We start from the raw sequence: 19,110 nt of genomic DNA, 5'->3' as shown, positions 1-19,110 counted from the left end.
TATATAGCGATTTCTTTGCACATAAAATTCTCTTTGTCTGCCGTTGACTGCATTTGGCTGACGGCTTTCTACGTTTAGATTTTTCAATTGTGAAGACTTTAAAATGTATTGTAATCCGTACTCTGTATTGAAAATGTTACATATTGCCGATTTTCTCTAGTTCTCCTCTATACGTCGAACTTTCTCGACACCGAAAATTTCTTCTTGTATTTATTTCGATACAGTCTATTCTGTTAGAATTCTCGCTTGTATTGCTAAGTCATTGATTTTGCTAGGCGTGTATTACTTCAAAAACTTGGCATGGCAATTGCTATTTCACTGCAGTTGATGATTTTTTGAGGTTGCTATGCTGCAAAGTATGCTGCAAGAAGCAGGACGCGCTGGGGCGCTACTGACGATCGATTTACGTGCACTTCGTGCCAATTACCGTTATTTGCAAGGGCGCTTGGGGAAGGCTGCTTGTGGTGCCGCAGTGAAAGCCGACGCTTATGGCTTGGGCGCGATTCCAGTGTCTAAAGCTTTGGTGGATGAAGGTTGTCGTCATTTGTTTGTTGCGCAACTGGAAGAAGCGATTAGTTTGCGTGCACACATTCCGCACGACGTGGCGATTTATGTGATGCATGGCTCTCCAGTGGGTTATGAAGCAGAGTTCATCGAATATGGCTGTACGCCCGTTTTAAATAGCCTCGATCAAATTACCGCATGGCGCAAGCTTGCGCAGGAACGCCAAGAAAATTTGCCAGCGGTGATTCAGATTGATACCGGCATGGCGCGCATGGGTTTGTCGCAAGCGGAACTCATCACTTGGCTGAATGATTTTAGTATTACTGATGGGATTGATGTCCGTTACGCCATGAGTCATTTGGCCTGCGCAGAAGATCAACTTGATCCTATGAATCAAATGCAGTTGAAGGGCTTTCAAAATTTATTGGCGCAATTGCGGCAGCATTATCCAGGCTTGAAAGCGAGTTTTTCGAATTCCTCTGGCATCTTCTTGGGAACGGATTTTCATTTTGATTTGGCGCGTCCGGGCGCCGCTTTGTACGGTGTAGCACCCGTTGCAGGACAGGCTAGCCCTATGCATTCGGTAGTGCAGTTGCAAGGTCGAATTATTCAAACGCGCGAAATTCCTATGGGCGCGAGTGTCGGTTACAGTAAAACATGGCGTGCTACTCAACCCTCTAAGATCGCGACGGTATCAGTCGGTTACGCCGATGGTTGGTTGCGTAGTTTAAGCAACTGTGGTGTTGCGCATATCGCTGGTGTCGAAGTGCCTATGGTGGGGAATGTGTCGATGGATACGATCACCTTAAACGTGAGCCATGTCGATCCGCAACTTCTATATCCGGGCGCTTTAGTGGATTTGATTTGCCCAAATAACACGGTCGATCAGGTTGCGAAACGTGCCGGCACCATCGGTTATGAAATCTTAACCAGTTTAGGTCCGCGTTATCAACGTCACTATATCGACGCTTAATCCTATTACCGAATTCACACAATTAATTGAGACTGGAATACACATGAAAATAGTCATCTTGGGAGCAGGCGTTATCGGCACCTCTACCGCTTATTACCTCGCCAAAGCGGGTCACGAAGTCACCGTGATTGAACGGCAAAGTGGCGCTGCCTTGGAAACGAGTTTTGCGAATGCAGGTGAGGTTTCTCCTGGTTACTCAGCGCCGTGGGCTGGCCCAGGTGTGCCGATGAAGGCGATCAAATGGCTGATGATGGAACATAGTCCATTAGCAATTCGTCCAAGTATGGACCCAGCGATGTGGCGCTGGGTGTTCCAGATGCTGATGAATTGCACAACCAAGCGTTACGAGATCAATAAAGGCCGTATGTTGCGCATGGCGCAGTACAGCCGCGATGTCTTGCAGCAACTGCGTGAAGATACAGGCATTTCTTACGATGAACGTACGCAAGGAACTTTGCAGTTATTCCGCAATCAACAGCAACTCGATGGCTCACAAGCCGATATCGATATCCTGAAACGCTATGGCGTCCCGTATGAATCCTTGAGTGGCGATGAGTGTTTGCGGGTTGAACCCGCATTAAAGAATGTGCGTGAAAAATTCGTCGGAGCTTTGCGTTTGCCGGGTGATGAAACCGGAGATTGCTTCAAATTCACGCAGAATTTGGCGAAGCTGGCAGAGGGCTTGGGCGTGAAATTTGAGTATGGCGTCAGCATAGAACGCATCATTGCTGAGGGTGATCAAGTCAAGAGCGTGCAAACTTCCAAAGGCCAATTCACTGCGGATAAATTTGTCTTAGCATTGGGTAGCTACTCGCCAATTTTGTTGCGTGAATTAGGTATTAAGATTCCGGTGTACCCGATCAAAGGCTATTCGATCACTGTACCGATTACGGATGCAGCAGGTGCGCCAGAATCGACGGTGATGGATGAAACCTACAAAGTCGCAATTACGCGGTTGGGCGACCGAATTCGCGTTGGTGGCACGGCTGAAATCACAGGCTACGACTTGCGTTTGCGAGAGTCACGTCGCAAGACTTTGGTGCACTCAGTTACTGATTTATTTCCGCATGGTGGTGATGTCAGTAAAGCCGAATTCTGGACTGGTTTGCGTCCTATGACACCAGACGGCACACCGATAGTTGGTCCTACCCCGTATCGCAATTTATTCCTGAATACCGGCCACGGTACTTTGGGATGGACCATGTCTTGCGGGTCCGGCCAATTCCTTGCGGATTTAATTTCCGGCAAGAAGCCTGCAATCTCGACCGAGGGCTTGTACATGGATCGCTATGGCAGCATGAATCGCCCGATTGCAATTTAAGATGAAATTCAAAATCCCTTATTGTCTTGGCATTGGGGGATTTAGTTTTTTAATGAAACCTGTAACAAGAAAGTCTGAGCATGCGCGTCAACATTCCCTTTGAAGATCGAGTCGGTATCGCTCACGAGATTCTCGCGGTATTGGCGCGTCAGGGTTTGAATGTGCAAGCGGTGGAGGTCGATCCGCCGAATATTTATATCGACATTCCCGAGTTAAAGCAAAGCATGCTCGCAAGCTTACAAGCCGATTGCGATCAGGTTGCGGGTGTAGGAACGATAGAAGTCGTTGATATTTTGCCGGGCATGCGTCGCAGTCTTAATCTCGACACCATCATGGCGGTGATGGAAGACCCAGTGTTGGCGATTGATGCGTTAGGTCGCATCGTGATCGCCAATGCCGCTGCAGCCGAAGTGGCGCGCTGTACGGAAAAAGAGCTCTGCCAAAAATCCTTATATCAAGTGCTGCAAGATAGCACGATCCAACATGAATTAATCGCCAACGAATTTTGTGCGCCGACACGCGAAGTGCTGTTGAATGGCGAGCCTTTTATGATGGACGTCACGCCCGTGTTTGAGCCTTTATCAGCAGGCACAGCAAGCGATGGTAAGGCCGTTGGTGCGCTCCTGACACTGACCGCACCGAAACGCATAGGTGAGCGTTTGCATGCGATTTCACGCGCTGAGATTGGTGGCTTTGAAGCCATCATCGGTGATTCTGAACAAATTAGGGTATTGAAAAAACGTGCAGCGCGGGTTGCTGTAGTGGATGCACCTTTGTTGATCACGGGCGAAACGGGAACGGGTAAAGAGTTGCTGGCTCAAGCGTGTCATGGGGTGAGCGCGCGCAGCAACGCACCGTTTCTCGAATTGAACTGTGCAGCATTGCCTGAGAGTCTCGCCGAGAGCGAATTGTTTGGTTATATGGCGGGCGCTTTTACCGGTGCGAATCGCGGCGGTAAGCCTGGCTTGTTTGAAATGGCGGATGGCGGTACGGTATTTTTAGACGAAGTCGGCGAGATGTCGCTGTACCTGCAAGCGAAGTTGTTGCGCTTTTTAAACGATGGGAAATTCCGTCGTATAGGCGGCGACAAAGAAATTCAAGTCGATGTGCGCATCATCAGCGCCACCCATCGTAATTTACGCAAGATGGTGCAAGAAGGCAGTTTCCGCGAAGATTTGTTTTATCGTTTGAACGTCCTGCATTTAGAAATGCCGCCACTGCGTGAACGCGCTGACGATATTTTGCTACTGGCGCGCCATTTTATAGAGCGTGCTTGTACGCAAGCGCAAAAACCTGTATCGCGCTTGAATCAAGCTGCTACCACGGCGATGCTGAATAACCGTTGGCCGGGTAATGTGCGGCAATTGCAGAATGTCGTTTTTCGCGCGATTACGATGGCTGATCAACGTGTATTGGATGCTGCCGATTTGGATTGGGCGGAAGATTCTATGCAGGCGGATAATGTGGTATTTGAGGAAGCAGAAACCTGGGAAGCATCCGTCAATCAATTTGAATCAGCCTTGCTCAGCAAGCTATATCAGGAATACCCATCCAGCCGTAAATTGGCAGCTAGGCTCGATACTTCGCATTCCATGATTGCGGCCAAATTGCGCAAGCATGGCATTCCTAAGAAGTAATTATCATCCGATGTTGGGATGTGTTAATTGAGATCACTGAGATCGGGACCATCAGGAGTGTTGGGATCTTCGGGTAAATTCACAGCGGGGATCGTATATTTTTCCTCTGCCCACGCACCAAGATCAATTTTTTTGCAACGATCGGAACAGAAAGGGCGATAAGTACTCGCCGGTTCCCAAGTGACTTTAGCCCCACAAGTGGGGCAGGATACAACAGTTGCCATAGCTAGAATTTAATTGTTAGAAATTGCAGAGGGTAAGATCAAATGGAACGTCGCCTTCAAATGGCTTCGGCTTCATATCGCCGTCTTGCGACATGATACGTATCCACAGCATATATTTATTTGCTGAAATTTCAGGAATGGCGCCCATTCCTTGGTCGATAGAGACACGTAAAAGTTGATACACTTTACCTTGTAACATTTGTTGATAGCTGCCTGCTTGCGCTATCACTTTCGTGGTGCTACCGGATTCTCTTAACAGACGTAGTACAACAGCAATCGCGTCAAACAAAGGGGCAATAGGTGTGAACCAATTCGAAATATCGTTAAACCGCTTTTCGGCCGGTAATTTTTTCCATGCATGGTAGCTTGGTAAGTCAAATTCGCAAGCACCTCCGGGAATGATGGTGCGACCGCGGATACTCATCAGCCATTCGTTATCACGAATGTGCTGCCCAGTTTTGCCAGTGGATGCCATTAAATTGGTGCTCGCCCGTTCGACGTCGTTAATCACTTGATCGAGCATATCTGCTTGCACATTGGGGTTTGACTTAAATCCTATCAAGGTATTTTTTTGTCTATCCAATTCTTGCAATAGATCTGATTTTAAGTCGGCACGACCTGCCACTTCGAGCATTTCAAAAATAGTAGCGATAGCAACGTGGTGTTGCAGTGGATCGGACTGGTGTAAGAAAAACGAAAACTTTTCGTACAGGTCTTCTAACCGCAATAACGTGCGAATACGCTCGTTGAAAGGGTATTCGTAAACAATCAAAATAAATTCCCTGTAAATATGGTGCTAATGCAGTGCGCAATAAGTTTCACGTGATTCTGAACCAAGCTGGGGAAAATTACAAACATTGCGTGAGATTGTTTGAGCTTACACACACATTTTGAGATATTTTTGGTGTAATGCTTCAACTTGACGGGCCACCTCAAGCAAATTGAGATTGGCATTAACAACGTCATCTGCATGTCGCAATCTGAATGCTCGACTAGCTTGTGCTCGCATGATGCCCTCGACTTGTTCGCGTGAGAAATGGTTTCTCGCAATCACACGTTGAATTTGGATTTCCTCGTCACAGTCCACCACAAGGATACGCTTAACTCTATCTATCCAATTGCCCGATTCAACTAGCAGAGGAACAACAAACATCACATAGCTACCTTCAGCATGACGAGCAGCCGTCTCACAGGCTGTGCGTATTCGTGGGTGTAGTATTTGTTCCAGGGTCTGTTTAGCTTCAGGGTTGGTGAAGATCAATTCACGCATTTTCTTGCGATCCATTGAGCCGTCGGCACTGATGAAATCTGCTCCAAACTGCATGCGAATGGGTTCGATCGCCTCACCTCCGGGAGCAGTTAGAGCGTGCGCAATGACGTCGGTGTCTACGATACTGACACCGAGCTCAGCGAAATATTGTGCAACTGTGCTTTTGCCACTTCCGATTCCACCAGTTAAACCGATGTAAAACTGTTGTGTGCCGTCAAAAGACATGTCAGGCCATCAGTCCTAAATATTGACGATTGATCGTCGGCCCCCACACAAACGCGATAAGACCTGCGATGGCAAGATAGGGTCCGAATGGTATTGGCTTCCCTTTACCCAACTTACCGAGCACGATCATGCTGACACCGATGATTGCGCCAACCGCGGAGGATAGCAATATGATTAAAGGGAGCATGCTCCAGCCCATCCATGCACCCAGTGCGGCGAGTAATTTAAAGTCGCCATAGCCCATTCCCTCTTTACCTGTGATGAGTTTAAATGCCCAATATACGGACCAAAGCGATAAGTAACCTGCTGCGGCACCAATCACTGCATTGTCTAGAGAGGTGAAGGTGCTATACAAATTGACTAAAAGGCCTCCCCAGAGTAAGGGTAGCGTTAAGTCATCCGGAAGTAGTTGGGTATCGGCATCGATGAATGTCATTGCGATCAAAAACCAAACAAAAACAACGGCAGCCATTCCTGCTGTGCCACTACCAAAATGCCAGATCATGTATCCAGACAATAATCCAGTTAAAGCCTCAATTGTCGGATAGCGAATTGAGATATGTGCTTTGCATCCCCGGCACTTTCCACCAATGACTAGGTAGCTAACAATAGGTATATTTTCCCATGCACTTATTGGGTGTTTGCAATGTGGGCAAGCTGAACGAGGAACGATTAAATTGTACGGACTGGTGTGGACTAGTTCTTTGCCCGATTCGCTGGCGACATAATTATCCGACTCTCGCTGCATCATGATTGGCATGCGATGAATAACGACGTTTAAGAAACTACCAATCAGTAAGCCTAGAATGCCAAAAAAGCCAGCACTGAGTGCATTTTGAGGTGCTGTGAAAAGAAATAAGTCGACCATTAAACCACCGCACCCAATTTAAAGATAGGCAAGTACATCGCAACAACTAAACCACCAATGATGACGCCGAGAATTGCCATAATCATTGGTTCCATCAATGACGCTAGATTGGCAACGGCATCGTCAACTTCTTCTTCATAAAAATCAGCAACTTTGCCGAGCATGCCATCGAGTGCACCTGATTCTTCACCGATGGCGACCATTTGCGTCACCATGCTTGGAAATACGCCAGCATTTTGCATTGCTACTGTCAGGCTTGTGCCAGTGGTGACTTCGGTCTGAATTTTAATCGTTGCGTCTAAATACACGGCATTACCCGATGCGCCACCAACGGAGTCAAGTGCTTCGACGAGTGGCACCCCGGCGGCAAACATGGTTGCCAATGTCCGTGTCCAACGGGCAATGGTTGCTTTTCGAATGACTTCACCAAAAATCGGTGCTTGTAGTAGGGCTCTATCCATGAAACGTTGCATTTCCAATGAGCGACGCCATGATTGGAAGAAGAAATACAATGATCCGAACAGCCCACCAAAGATAAAATACCAATTGGCAACGACAAAATCGGAGATCGCCATCACCATTAATGTCGGTGCTGGTAAATCCGCGCCGAAGCTCTTAAAAACTTCCTTAAAGGCAGGAACTACCCAAATCATAATCACTGCAGTGACGATGAAGGCAATCGAAAGAATCGCGATCGGATAGGTGAGTGCTGATTTAATTTTTGCTTTGATAGCAAGGGTTTTTTCTTTGTAAATCGCTAACCGGGTTAACAAATCTTCTAAAATACCCGCCTGTTCACCAGCGCCCACTAAATTGCAAAATAGCGGGTCGAAATACAAAGGATATTTACGGAAAGCCTGATTTAGGCTGGTACCAGTTTCGATATCTGAACGGATATCCAACAATAATTTAGACACGGATGGATTGGCATGTCCCTTTCCGACAATGTCAAAAGACTGCAAGAGGGGAACGCCAGCCTTCATCATTGTGGCCAATTGACGTGTGAAAAGTGTGATGTCTTTGTCGGTAATTTTCTTTCCCGAGCTGTAACTTTTCTTCTTAATCTTGGTGACCATTACGCCTTGTCGACGTAATGTGGCGCTGACGATCGCTTCGCCCCCAGCGCGCAATTCACCTTTGACAGACTTGCCTTGTTTGTCTTTTCCTTCCCAAGAATAAAGATTCTCTTTGACTTGAGACGGTTTATTACTTCTGTTTGATGATGTAGCCATCTCCGGTTCCTCTTATTTTTATTCGTTTGTACAGCCAAGTACTTCTTCAAGGCTCGTCAAGCCCTGACGGACTTTCATTAATCCAGAGCGACGCAATCCTTTAACCCCATCTGCTTCAGACTGCTTGCGGATTTCTAAGGAAGTACCATTGGCCAAAATAATTTTTTCGATTTCTTCAGTAATCGGCATGATTTGATAAATACCTACTCGACCTTTATAGCCGGATCCACTGCAACGCTCGCAGCCAACTGGGCCGTAGGGTTTCCAAGTCCCATCCAATTCATCTTCTAAGAAACCGGCAGCCAACAGGACTTCATCTAAAACGTCAACAGGTTTCTTGCACGTGCAAAGGCGACGTGCCAGTCGTTGTGCTGTAATTAAGATTACAGAAGACGCAATATTGAAAGGAGCGACGCCCATATTCATTAAGCGAGTGAGAGTGGAGGGCGCATCATTGGTATGTAGGGTCGAGAAAACCATGTGACCTGTTTGCGCCGCTTTGATCGCAATGTCAGCGGTTTCAAGGTCACGAATCTCACCGACCATGATAATGTCAGGATCTTGACGTAAGAATGATTTCAGTGCCACTGGGAAAGTTAAGCCCGCCTTATCATTGATGTTGACTTGATTGACCCCCGGTAAGTTGATCTCTGCGGGATCCTCAGCGGTAGAAATATTGATCCCTGGCTTATTAATTACGTTGAGGCATGTATAGAGCGAAACGGTTTTACCGGAGCCTGTTGGTCCTGTCACAAGCACCATGCCGTACGGGCGCTGAATAGCGTCCAAAAGAATTTCTTTTTGATCAGGATCATAGCCGAGAGCATCAATCCCCATTTGCGCTTGGGAGCCATCCAAAATACGCATTACGATTTTTTCGCCAAACAATGTGGGGAGAGTACTGACCCGGAAATCGATTGCTTTGTTCGCGGACAAAACAAGTTTCATCCGCCCATCTTGGGGTACACGCTTCTCAGAAATATCTAATTTCGAAATGACTTTAATCCGTGATACGAGCTTGTCTTTAATCGCGAGGGGAGGTTGTGCAATTTCTCTTAGCTCACCATCGACACGAAAGCGAATTCGGTAGAACTTCTCAAATGGTTCGAAATGGAGATCGGATGCGCCCATATTGATTGCATCGACCAGCATTTTTTGCAAAAATTTAACGACAGGTGCGTCGTCAATTTCCGCCGCTTGTGTGTCCGCTACACCTGAATTCAGATCTTCTTCTTTGAATTCAATTTCAAAATCATCGCCCGCCAAATCGGTAATGGACTGCTCAGATGATTTACTTATTTTATCGATCAGCTTTTGCAATATGTCATGCTGCACAATCACGATATCGACGCTGAGACCAGTCTGAAATTTGATCTGGTCAATGGCTATCGTATTAGTCGGATCAGAGATGCCTATCGAAACTTTATTGCCTTTTTTGGCCAGAGCAACCACACGCTGGGTTTGCATCATCTTCATATCGATGATTTTCTCTGGCAACATTGCTTCGTCAAAGACACTTAAATCAAGCTGAGGGTAGCCGAAGGTTTCGGAGCAGAACGTCGCTAGATCGCGCGCATTGATCGCACCGTTTTGAAGCAATGCATCGAGGAACTGACTTTTCTCAAGTTGAACCTTTTTCTGTATCGCATCTAGTTGCGTTGGGGTAAGTAAATTCGCTTGCGCTAAAGCACGAGCAAGCCCCGAAGCAGGCGGTGTCGATGCAGAATTGGGTGGGACAGCTGACATAGTTCTCGCACAGAAATTAAGAGTGAAAATGGTTGCTTTGTGATAATGCAACTAAGTAAGACTTTTGTAAACAGGGAGTTTACTTTGTTTGTGTATGATAAAAACGCTGATCTGTCAGCTTTGACAGGTATTTGACAGGTATTTATAAGGCAAGCTATAAGGCAAGCGACAGAAAAATAGCTCTAAAGCTGCAATCGAGACTCTTTGAGTCCGGCGTCCTAAGTTCAATCTGCTTCTGTTGTCTTAAAGGTACGATTGCGATAGATCGGAACGTCTTGACGAACCTGGTGAAAGCACCATTCGACCAGGTTTGCTTTGAATTAATGATTCCGATTGACCGAGAGAAATGCGAGATCAAGTAGGGCTTGCTTGTATGGGCTCGCCGGTAAGTCATTAATGGCAAGTGCAGCGCGCTCTGCAGCTTGAAATGCTGCATTTTTCGTGTATGCAAGTGCGCCAGACTGCGTAATGGCATTCAAAATGGCATCGAACTTTGATTCGTCTCCCTGCTCGATACAGGCTTTGACGAGAGCTTGTTCATCTAGTGATCCATTCTTCATCAAATAAATCAGCGGTAAGGTTGGCTTGCCCTCACGTAGATCATCACCGACATTTTTACCGATTTCTTCCGCTTTGCCAGAATAGTCCAAGACATCGTCGATCAATTGAAATGCGGTGCCGAGTGAGCGTCCATATTCGCCCGCCGCAGCAATTTGGTTCGCCGTTGCACCGCTAATTAACGCCCCTATCTCAGCAGCGGCCTCAAATAATTTTGCTGTCTTGCAGCGAATCACTTCTAAATAACGTTCTTCAGTGACGTCAGGATCGTGCATGTTTAATAATTGCAACACTTCACCTTCAGCGATGACGTTCGTTGCATCAGCGAGGATTTGCATAATTTGCATGCTGTTGATTGACACCATCATTTGAAAAGCGCGTGAGTACAAAAAGTCACCCACCAAGACCGATGCTGCATTGCCAAACAGTGCATTTGCTGTCTGCCGACCTCTGCGCATCGATGATTCATCAACAACATCGTCGTGCAATAAAGTGGCGGTATGAATGAACTCAACAATCGCGGCCAAATCGTAATGATGTTTGCCTTGATACGAGTACGCTTTTGCCATCAGCAAGACAAGAACCGGACGAATTCGTTTCCCCCCAGCATTGATAATATATTCGGAGATTTGACTAACTAGTGCAACATCAGAGTGAAGTTGTTGGCGAATAACCAAGTTCACCGCATCCATTTCTGGTGCGATTAATTGATTAATAGTGTTTTGATTGGGCGTGGCAGACAAGGGAATATCCTGCAAAAGCAAATGAAATGTGCCGTGATTATACGATGCCTATGCAAAGCTGCAAAAGAAGTCCTCATCGTAGCGTATCGCAATTGAAAGGTGGGTGGTCAAATGTTTGATTGAGTTGATTTGAATTAAATTGTTATCTAGCGTCGATTTTAGATCATTTCGCGCCCATGCAAATTGCCCGACAGTAAGCTAAAACCCCAATTGTTTCCTTGAGGAATTTCGGCAGAATGGTCCCTGAGATAGCAAGCCTATCGGATTTTTCTTCTTTTTCCCTTGAGAATCCCCCGCTTATGAAATTTTGTCGAACACTGTTGGTCACTTTCCTTTTTTTCTGTTCTCTATCGTGTGCTGCTGCAACGAATGGAAAGCCGCTCCAGGTAATGTCATGGATTCCTGCCTATGGCATCGATAAGTCGATGCAAATTTTGACAACTCATCCATTTATAGGGGCGACCTTAAGTCGAGTTGGATTGCAATTTTGGAATCCGACGATAGACGGTAAGAGCATTCAGTTGGCGCCTAAGAACGAAACTGGCCAAAGTGTTGAAAAACGGCAAGTGAAGCAGGTGGTGGCGTGGCTTAAGGCACGTAAAATCAAAGTATTACTCACTGTCTATAATAATTCACAGTTAACAAAAAAATGGGATTGGGAGTTGGCACGTCGCGCCTTTCGGGATAATCCTAGTGAATTTATTGATGCGTTGGTGAAGAACGTCCATGAGTACGGCCTCGATGGGGTTGATTTAGATTTGGAGGGAGAGGGTGAATTCGACAGCGATCGTATTGCATACGCTGATTTCGTGCGTAGACTCGGCTTGAAATTGCGCAATAATGGTAAATTATTAACGGTTGATAGTTTTCATAGTCCCTGTGCTAACGCGCCTAACATGAGTTGGTGGAGCGATTGGAAAGATTACGTTGATACAATTCATAGCATGGGCTATCAAGATTTATTTGAAGCGAGTACTGTGAGTTTCAGACCTGAAGGGAAGCTAGCATGTGAAGGAGGGGCTGCGATCTTCAAGTATAGTTGGCAACTTTCTTACGCAGAACGAGCTGGCTTTCGCAAGGATCAGATATTGATGGGGATGCCAACTTGGATGGCTAAGTGGGGTGAGGGTGGGACCGGTACTGATATCTCTTCCCATTTGAGTGATGCTAGTAAATTGGGTGTCGGTGTTGCGTTATGGGATTTGCAGCTGGCTGCACCAGGTTGGCGCAACGCGAGAATTTGGCGTGAAATGAAGGCGTTGACGCAGTTGCACCAAAGGAAGGCAAATCAACGCGTGAAATGAGCTTGATATTTTTATTTACTTTGCATACAAGTTTGCATTCGATTGCTGAATTTTTATGCAAATTTCTTTTGACCCTACTTCTGAAGTTATGTATAATCCGCAGTTCCCTTGATTTTTTGTTGGCGATGTCAAGAAGAGCTTCGGGGAATTCCTATTATTTATTTGATGAGGTTTCACATGTACGCGGTCATAAAAACCGGTGGCAAACAATATAAAGTTGTCGCTGGTGAAAAACTTAAAGTAGAACAGATACCTGCAGACATTGGCTCCGAAATCACCATTGATCAAGTACTCGCTATGGGTGCTGGAGAAACAATTAAATTTGGTACTCCATTGGTCGCAGGTGCTACGGTGCTGGCTAAGGTAATCGACCACGGTCGTCACGACAAAGTTCGCATTTTCAAAATGCGTCGTCGTAAGCATTACCAAAAGCGCCAAGGTCATCGCCAAAATTACACTGAACTGCAAATCGTTTCTATCAACGGTTAATCTTAACTGTTCATTAACGTAAGCAATTTCACTAGATTTCAAGGAGCTATTAAATGGCACATAAAAAAGGCGGCGGCACCACGCGCAACGGCCGTGACTCAGAGTCAAAACGCTTAGGCGTTAAAGTTTACGGCGGCCAAGCTATCAATGCTGGCGGTATCATCGTTCGTCAACGCGGTACTAAAGTACACGCAGGCGAAGGCGTTGGTATGGGTAAAGATCACACTTTGTACGCTTTGGTAACAGGCAAAGTACAATTTGCAATCAAAGGCGCGTTGAAGCGTCAAACAGTAACTGTTGTTACCGCTTAATTTAAGCTGACAACTTGCTGTAAGCGCAAGCTTAAAAAAAGGCTCTGCCATAGGTAGAGCCTTTTTAGTTTTCAGAAAAGGTATGGGAGATAAGTTGATCCCTACTTAGTTAAATGATTGTATTAATCATTCATGCTAGCGGTAGTTGCCACTAGCTTATTTTGTCTTAGAACATTGTCTATTGTTGCGCGTAAAATAAAACAGCACAATAATCTGTTCCGACTCCCAATTCGTAGTTCCCCAGTATTCGGTGTGAAGCGCGTCTGTCTCTAGTAGATGCCACCAAAAGAAAGACTGGGATTTAAGGCTGAAAAGCCCTTTCGTTTAGGCGGCAAAACATGAAATTTATTGACGAAGCAAGAATCGAAGTCATTGCAGGTGATGGCGGCAACGGTGTTGCCTCATTCTGTCGTGAAAAATTCCGTCCATTTGGCGGCCCTGATGGTGGCGATGGCGGTAAAGGTGGCAGTATTTATGCCGTAGGTGACCGTAACATCAACACACTCGTTGACTTCCGTTACTCCAAATTACACAAAGCCAAAGATGGCGAAAACGGTCGTGGCGCTGATTGCTATGGTAAAGGCGCAGATGATATTCGTTTGCGTATGCCTGTTGGTACCTTGATTATTGATCGTAATACAGATGAGGTGATTGCTGATATTACTGAGCACGGTCAAGAGGTTTTATTGGCGCGTGGCGGTGAGGGTGGCTGGGGTAATATCCATTTTAAATCGTCGACGAACCGTGCACCACGCCAACGCAGCGATGGTAAAGATGGCGAACGCCGCGAACTCAAACTTGAATTAAAAGTCTTGGCCGACGTGGGATTATTGGGTTTACCGAATGCGGGTAAATCGACATTCATTACCGCAGTATCGAATGCGCGTCCCAAGATTGCTGATTATCCATTTACCACTCTGCACCCGAATTTGGGCATGGTACGCGTCAGCCACGAAAAGAGTTTCGTCATTGCAGATATCCCAGGATTGATCGAAGGGGCGGCGGATGGTGTGGGCCTAGGTGTCCAGTTTTTGAAGCATTTGCAGCGCACTGGTTTGCTCTTGCACATCGTTGATTTAGCACCATTTGACGAGGGCGCAGACCCAGTTAAAGATGCAAAAGCTTTGATTAAAGAATTGCAAAAATACGATGAAACGCTGGCAGATAAACCGCGTTGGTTAGTCTTAAATAAACTTGATGTGTTGAGTGAAGACGAGCGTAAAAAGCGCGTCAAGGACTTCGTTAAGCGCTTCGGTTGGAAAGGCCCCGTGTTCGAAATTTCCGCGTTAAATCATGAGGGTTGCCAAGCCTTGGTGAACGATATTTACGTGCATCTCGAAGAGAAGCGCACAGCAGAGCAACGTTCGCAAGAGACGCAAATGAAAGAAGAGGCGCAAGGCATTCTGTCTATTGATCCCGATGATCCACGATTCAAAGTGATTGACTGAAGCTAAGTTGATATAGCGATCTAAGTAAAAAAAGAGCCGACTCGTTCGGCTCTTTTTTTGTCGAGACTGTTTTTGCTTTGCGATGATTCGCACCCTGTATTCTTCACGGTACCCATTGTGGAATTCAGCTGCGGCCAAATTTTGCCTATTCCTATAGGAAGAATGAGTTTGAAAATAGACACAAAACCGTGTGAGGCTGCGAGCAACAAGACGGCGAATGCGATTTGGCTGAGCGAGTCGGTTTTCGGAACATAAGGGCGCAGAATTAACCAGCAAACAAGCGAGAGACATAAGCTGAGGATGCCTATCGCAATTTGAAACGATTGACGCTTTTCGATAAACATGTTTTCGTGTGGTTTTCTGTTGAAATAGAGTAATGAGCTTAGCACTATTGCATGTTTGGAACAAGTAAGCTGTGCTTGAATATACGAGATGAAGTCGACTCGAAATAAAATTCTGAAAATATTAATTAAGTCAGAATAATGTATAATTTGATGAAAATTATCCAAGTAAATATACGGTAACTAGTCTTTTATGCAATCTCTCATCCTGAATGCGAAACGTTTAATTATTAAAGTTGGTTCGTCATTGGTGACAAACGACGGTCGAGGCCTTGATTGCTTTGCCATCGCTAACTGGGCGCAACAAATTGCCACACTTAGATCGATGGGGAAAGAGGTCGTGTTGGTGAGTTCGGGGGCGATTGCGGAGGGGCGGCAGCGTTTGGGTTTTGAAACACGGCCAACTGGAGTGCATGAGTTGCAAGCGTGTGCGGCGGTAGGGCAGATGGGATTAGCACAGATTTATGAAACTAGCTTTCGTGCTCACCAACTAGGTACTGCGCAAATTCTGTTGACGCACGCTGACTTGGCTGATCGTGAGCGTTATTTGAATGCACGCTCAACTTTAACGACTTTGTTGGGATTGGGTGTTGTGCCAGTGATCAATGAGAATGACACGGTTGTTACTGATGAAATCAAGTTTGGTGATAATGATACCTTAGCGGCCTTGGTTGCAAATTTAGTTGAGGCTGATGCGCTGATCATATTAACTGATCAACAAGGTCTTTATACAGCGGATCCACGTAAGAATTCGCAAGCGCAATTTGTGCACCGAGCGCGCGCTGGAGATCCTAATCTCGAGATGATGGCAGGTGGGGCCGGAAGCAATGTTGGTACGGGCGGGATGATTACCAAAATTATCGCTGCAAAGCGAGCAGCGAGTTCTGGTGCGCATACGGTGATCGCTTCGGGGCGTGAAGACAATGTCTTGATTCGATTGGCAAAAGGCGAGGCTATCGGCACCGAATTGAGCTCCGATATGGCGCCATTAGCAGCACGTAAACAATGGATGATGGATCATTTGCAGACGTCGGGACAGTTAGTCCTTGATGCGGGTGCAGTGACTAAAATACGTGATGAAGGTAAATCGTTGCTTGCGATCGGTGTGTGCGAGGTTAGGGGAGAATTTGGGCGAGGCGCTGTACTCAGCTGCGTTGATCAGCTTGGTCAAATTGTTGCAAAAGGCTTGACAAACTATAGTAGCGGAGACGCGCGTCGCATTATGCGTCGCAGCTCGTCCGACATTGAAAGTATTCTTGGTTTTGTCGAAGAGCCCGAATTGATTCATCGAGACAATCTGGTTTTGGTCAGCTAATCCTTGATGATGTTTGTACATAAAAAAGCCCGCGATCTCGATCAGCGGGCTTCCTTATCAATTTCCTGACGGTCTATTTGTTCGCCATACGGACTAGTGTAGATTTACCGAACAAACTTTCAATTAAATCGACCGCTAGAATAGCCGTTTGATTGCGCAGGTCCAAGGCGGGATTGAGTTCTACAATATCGAGTGACCCTAGTAAACCTGTGTCGGCAATCATTTCCATGCACAATTGTGCTTCGCGGTAAGTCGGTCCACCCAACACAGCTGTTCCGACTCCGGGTGCGATATCTGGATCCAAACAGTCAAGATCAAAGCTCACGTGAATATGGGTATTCTCGTCGATTCCCTCTAGCGCCTTCAACATGACAGCACGCATTCCATGTTCATCGATGTAGCGCATATCGAATACAGGAATTCCCATGTCGTGAATGAATTGACGTTCACCGTCGTCAACACTACGAATGCCGATTTGACGAATTTCGTTTGCTTGCATTGCAGGCGTGTAGCCTCCATACGCAATTAACTGCTCTGGGCCATGACCCATCAGGCACGCAACAGGCATGCCATGAATATTGCCAGTTGGACTGATGGTCGATAAGTTGCTGTCGGCGTGTGCATCAAACCAAAGGACTCGCAATTTTTTTCCATGATCTTTGCAATGTTTAGCAACGGCGCTAATAGAACCAATCGCTAAACAGTGATCACCACCGAGCATCATTGGCATGTGACCGAGTTGTAATGCGCTACTCACTTCGTCATACACCGCTTGATTCCAATCAATCGCTTCATTTAAATGACGCAATCCATTTACAGGTGCTTGCCACGGATTGGCGGGGCCATGTAGATTTCCGTGATCTATTACGGAGAGTTCTCGCGCTTCAAGCGCCTGTACTAAACCCGCAACGCGTAACGCATCGGGACCCATGCCGGCACCTTTGACGCTTGCGCCAACATCTGTAGGTGCACCGATAAGTGAAATGGTTTTCATATCCGAATATGTACTTTCCAAAAAATAGCGAGACTGATTTGCGTTCGCTTAGCGCAAAAAATCAAATCTTGATTGATCTGACAGCCGAATAGTAAAGCTTGCAGCGTCACTCGACCAAGATATTTCTGATCGACCGAAAAACTGAATCGGCCTAAAATCATCGTTGTTCAAGCAGGCAAATTATAGCTGTCGAGCAAAAAAAATGATTGCGTTATTTTAGTGAAAACCCAATCTTTTGGAAATTAAATTTCTTAAATTGTTATTTTGGTGAAATTTAAGTATAAAATAGCAGTTATTAAGTAATAATTTGAATGGTGAGGATATGGATAGCTACGATTTAAACATTTTGCGGCATTTGCAGGAAGATGGCCGAATCAGCAATTTGCAGCTGGCAGAAAAAATCCATTTATCTCCACCACAAACCTTGCGAAGAGTGCGTGCATTGGAAGAGGCGAAGGTGATTCGTGCTTATACTGCCCAAGTTGCGCCCGAGTCGATTGGATTGGGTGTCATGGCATTCGTCAGTTTATCACTGGACCGCGAACAATATCGCAATGCACGCGAACTGGAACGCAGCTTAATGGCGTTTCCTGACATTATCGAATGCCACACGATTTCCGGTGATTTTGACTATTTGTTGAAAGTCGTTGCCAATGACTTGAAAAGCTTATCGCAGTTCTTGACGGATAAACTCATGCAAGTACCCGGCGTCGGTAACTTGCGCTCTATGATCTGTATGGAAGAAATTAAGCCAGTGAGTAGTTTGCCGATTCGCTAGTCGAGTGATTGCAATCTATTGTTGCTGCGAACCTGTATGCAACGATTTCTGGGATTTCGTAAAGAATTGCTGCGCAAGCAGATCGCATGCAGGTAGAATGCCAAATTAATACGAAATCATAAACCTGCTTTATGACATCGTTGGAGAGACTGCTTGCAAATTAGGTAGCGAGCTTTTTAAAACATCCTTGAAAGGTGATCCTTCATGTTAAAGAAAAATGTATTGGCAGCTGCCTTTGTGCTGGGTAGCGCTGTATTGAGTGCTCACGCTGCAGCGCAAACGAGTTATTTTGGCGGTGCAGTTGGTCGCGCAAAATGGAATTTTGATTGCTCTGGTGCGACCAGTTGCCATACAGCGGCAGGTAGTTGGAAGCTCTTTGGTGGTTATGACTTCTCTCCTAATTTTGGTGTGGAAGGTAGCTATGTTTTCTTGAATGAAGTTGGTGCGACAGTGGCACCTTTAAATGCGACATTTAATGGACGTGGCATTGATTTGGCAGGCGTAGCGCGCACAGCACCAATCAACAATTTCGTTGGTTTCGCGAAGTTAGGTGTAGCCTTTATGAAAGGTGAAGTGGTCGCTAGTGTGAATGGATTTAACGGAGGAGAAACGCATTATTCCGGACAACCTTTGATTGGATTTGGCGTGATGTACCAAGTGGATAAAAAAGTCGCAATTCGTGCCGAGGTTGATCACCGCAATGTGAAAGTAACTGGATATCCACAGACAACATCTGGCGTGACCAACTTTACGATTGGTATTCAATCTGAGTTTTAAAGACTTGCCGTCCCGAGCGTGCGAATTAGCGCTTCTCAGACAATCGGTGTAG

At 46.1% G+C, this 19,110-nt stretch carries 18 protein-coding genes; 10 read left to right on the top strand and 8 right to left on the bottom strand.

Going from position 1 to position 19,110, the window contains the following annotated elements:
* Positions 1 to 346 precede the first annotated feature (346 nt).
* The 3 genes from alr (at position 347) to KDM90_RS06905 (ending at position 4,435) form a co-directional block, all read left to right on the top strand.
* The gene (gene alr, locus KDM90_RS06915) at positions 347 to 1,477 is read left to right on the top strand and encodes an alanine racemase (protein ID WP_230409651.1); all 1,131 of its coding nucleotides are present in this window, start codon (positions 347 to 349) and stop codon (positions 1,475 to 1,477) included.
* Between the two features lie 25 nt (positions 1,478 to 1,502).
* A complete protein-coding gene (locus tag KDM90_RS06910; protein ID WP_329605306.1) occupies positions 1,503 to 2,798 on the top strand; it encodes a D-amino acid dehydrogenase in 1,296 nt (431 codons plus the stop codon).
* An 80-nt stretch (positions 2,799 to 2,878) separates the two neighbouring features.
* Positions 2,879 to 4,435 (top strand): sigma-54-dependent transcriptional regulator, encoded by a 1,557-nt coding sequence (locus tag KDM90_RS06905; RefSeq protein WP_212674848.1) that lies wholly within the window; start codon positions 2,879 to 2,881, stop codon positions 4,433 to 4,435.
* A 23-nt stretch (positions 4,436 to 4,458) separates the two neighbouring features.
* Here KDM90_RS06905 and KDM90_RS06900 read toward each other — a convergent pair whose 3' ends face one another.
* The 7 genes from KDM90_RS06900 to ispB form a co-directional block, all read right to left on the bottom strand.
* Positions 4,459 to 4,659 (bottom strand): DNA gyrase inhibitor YacG, encoded by a 201-nt coding sequence (locus KDM90_RS06900; protein WP_212674847.1) that lies wholly within the window; start codon positions 4,657 to 4,659, stop codon positions 4,459 to 4,461.
* 16 nt (positions 4,660 to 4,675) lie between these two features.
* Positions 4,676 to 5,431: a cell division protein ZapD gene (gene zapD, locus KDM90_RS06895; protein ID WP_212674846.1), complete on the bottom strand. Its 756-nt coding sequence runs from the start codon at positions 5,429 to 5,431 to the stop codon at positions 4,676 to 4,678.
* A gap of 105 nt (positions 5,432 to 5,536) precedes the next feature.
* Entirely contained in the window at positions 5,537 to 6,154 is a 618-nt protein-coding gene (gene coaE, locus KDM90_RS06890) for a dephospho-CoA kinase (RefSeq protein WP_212674845.1), read from the bottom strand.
* Position 6,155: 1 nt separating this feature from the next.
* Positions 6,156 to 7,022 (bottom strand): prepilin peptidase, encoded by an 867-nt coding sequence (locus tag KDM90_RS06885; RefSeq protein WP_212674844.1) that lies wholly within the window; start codon positions 7,020 to 7,022, stop codon positions 6,156 to 6,158.
* Positions 7,022 to 8,254: a type II secretion system F family protein gene (locus KDM90_RS06880; RefSeq protein WP_212674843.1), complete on the bottom strand. Its 1,233-nt coding sequence runs from the start codon at positions 8,252 to 8,254 to the stop codon at positions 7,022 to 7,024. The genes KDM90_RS06885 and KDM90_RS06880 overlap by 1 nt, the downstream gene beginning before the upstream one ends.
* 18 nt (positions 8,255 to 8,272) lie before the next feature.
* Positions 8,273 to 10,000: a type IV-A pilus assembly ATPase PilB gene (gene pilB / locus KDM90_RS06875; protein ID WP_212674842.1), complete on the bottom strand. Its 1,728-nt coding sequence runs from the start codon at positions 9,998 to 10,000 to the stop codon at positions 8,273 to 8,275.
* A gap of 320 nt (positions 10,001 to 10,320) precedes the next feature.
* Positions 10,321 to 11,301 (bottom strand): octaprenyl diphosphate synthase, encoded by a 981-nt coding sequence (ispB, locus tag KDM90_RS06870; protein ID WP_212674841.1) that lies wholly within the window; start codon positions 11,299 to 11,301, stop codon positions 10,321 to 10,323.
* 389 nt (positions 11,302 to 11,690) lie between these two features.
* On the opposite strand from ispB, the gene KDM90_RS06865 reads away from it, so the two are divergent.
* The 5 genes from KDM90_RS06865 to proB all read left to right on the top strand — a co-directional run bounded on the left by KDM90_RS06865 (position 11,691) and on the right by proB (position 16,509).
* Entirely contained in the window at positions 11,691 to 12,605 is a 915-nt protein-coding gene (locus KDM90_RS06865) for a glycosyl hydrolase family 18 protein (RefSeq protein WP_212674840.1), read from the top strand.
* A 177-nt stretch (positions 12,606 to 12,782) separates the two neighbouring features.
* Positions 12,783 to 13,094 carry a 50S ribosomal protein L21 gene (rplU, locus tag KDM90_RS06860; protein WP_189346156.1) on the top strand — a complete coding sequence of 104 codons (312 nt, stop codon included), beginning with the start codon at positions 12,783 to 12,785 and terminating at the stop codon, positions 13,092 to 13,094.
* 53 nt (positions 13,095 to 13,147) lie between these two features.
* Positions 13,148 to 13,405 carry a 50S ribosomal protein L27 gene (gene rpmA, locus KDM90_RS06855; RefSeq protein WP_212674839.1) on the top strand — a complete coding sequence of 86 codons (258 nt, stop codon included), beginning with the start codon at positions 13,148 to 13,150 and terminating at the stop codon, positions 13,403 to 13,405.
* 338 nt (positions 13,406 to 13,743) lie between these two features.
* Positions 13,744 to 14,853, top strand: coding sequence for an Obg family GTPase CgtA (cgtA, locus tag KDM90_RS06850; RefSeq protein WP_212674838.1), 1,110 nt, complete (start codon positions 13,744 to 13,746; stop codon positions 14,851 to 14,853).
* A 534-nt stretch (positions 14,854 to 15,387) separates the two neighbouring features.
* Entirely contained in the window at positions 15,388 to 16,509 is a 1,122-nt protein-coding gene (proB, locus tag KDM90_RS06845; RefSeq protein WP_212674837.1) for a glutamate 5-kinase, read from the top strand.
* Between the two features lie 73 nt (positions 16,510 to 16,582).
* Here the strand turns inward: proB and rocF are convergent, their stop codons facing one another.
* Positions 16,583 to 17,503 carry an arginase gene (gene rocF, locus KDM90_RS06840; RefSeq protein ID WP_212674836.1) on the bottom strand — a complete coding sequence of 307 codons (921 nt, stop codon included), beginning with the start codon at positions 17,501 to 17,503 and terminating at the stop codon, positions 16,583 to 16,585.
* A 322-nt stretch (positions 17,504 to 17,825) separates the two neighbouring features.
* Between rocF and KDM90_RS06835 the strand changes: the two genes are divergently transcribed.
* Together KDM90_RS06835 and KDM90_RS06830 are read left to right on the top strand one after the other, a co-directional pair.
* Positions 17,826 to 18,281 (top strand): Lrp/AsnC family transcriptional regulator, encoded by a 456-nt coding sequence (locus KDM90_RS06835; protein WP_212674835.1) that lies wholly within the window; start codon positions 17,826 to 17,828, stop codon positions 18,279 to 18,281.
* A gap of 204 nt (positions 18,282 to 18,485) precedes the next feature.
* Positions 18,486 to 19,058 (top strand): outer membrane beta-barrel protein, encoded by a 573-nt coding sequence (locus KDM90_RS06830; protein WP_212674834.1) that lies wholly within the window; start codon positions 18,486 to 18,488, stop codon positions 19,056 to 19,058.
* Positions 19,059 to 19,110: the final 52 nt, after the last annotated feature.

Origin of the sequence: Affinundibacterium fentianense (assembly GCF_018139545.1) — a bacterium.
In the GTDB taxonomy this organism is placed as follows: Bacteria; Pseudomonadota; Gammaproteobacteria; order Burkholderiales; family Burkholderiaceae_D; genus Undibacterium; species Undibacterium fentianense.
The sequence above is the reverse complement of the archived record's forward strand: the minus strand, read 5'-3'. Positions and strand labels throughout refer to the sequence as shown.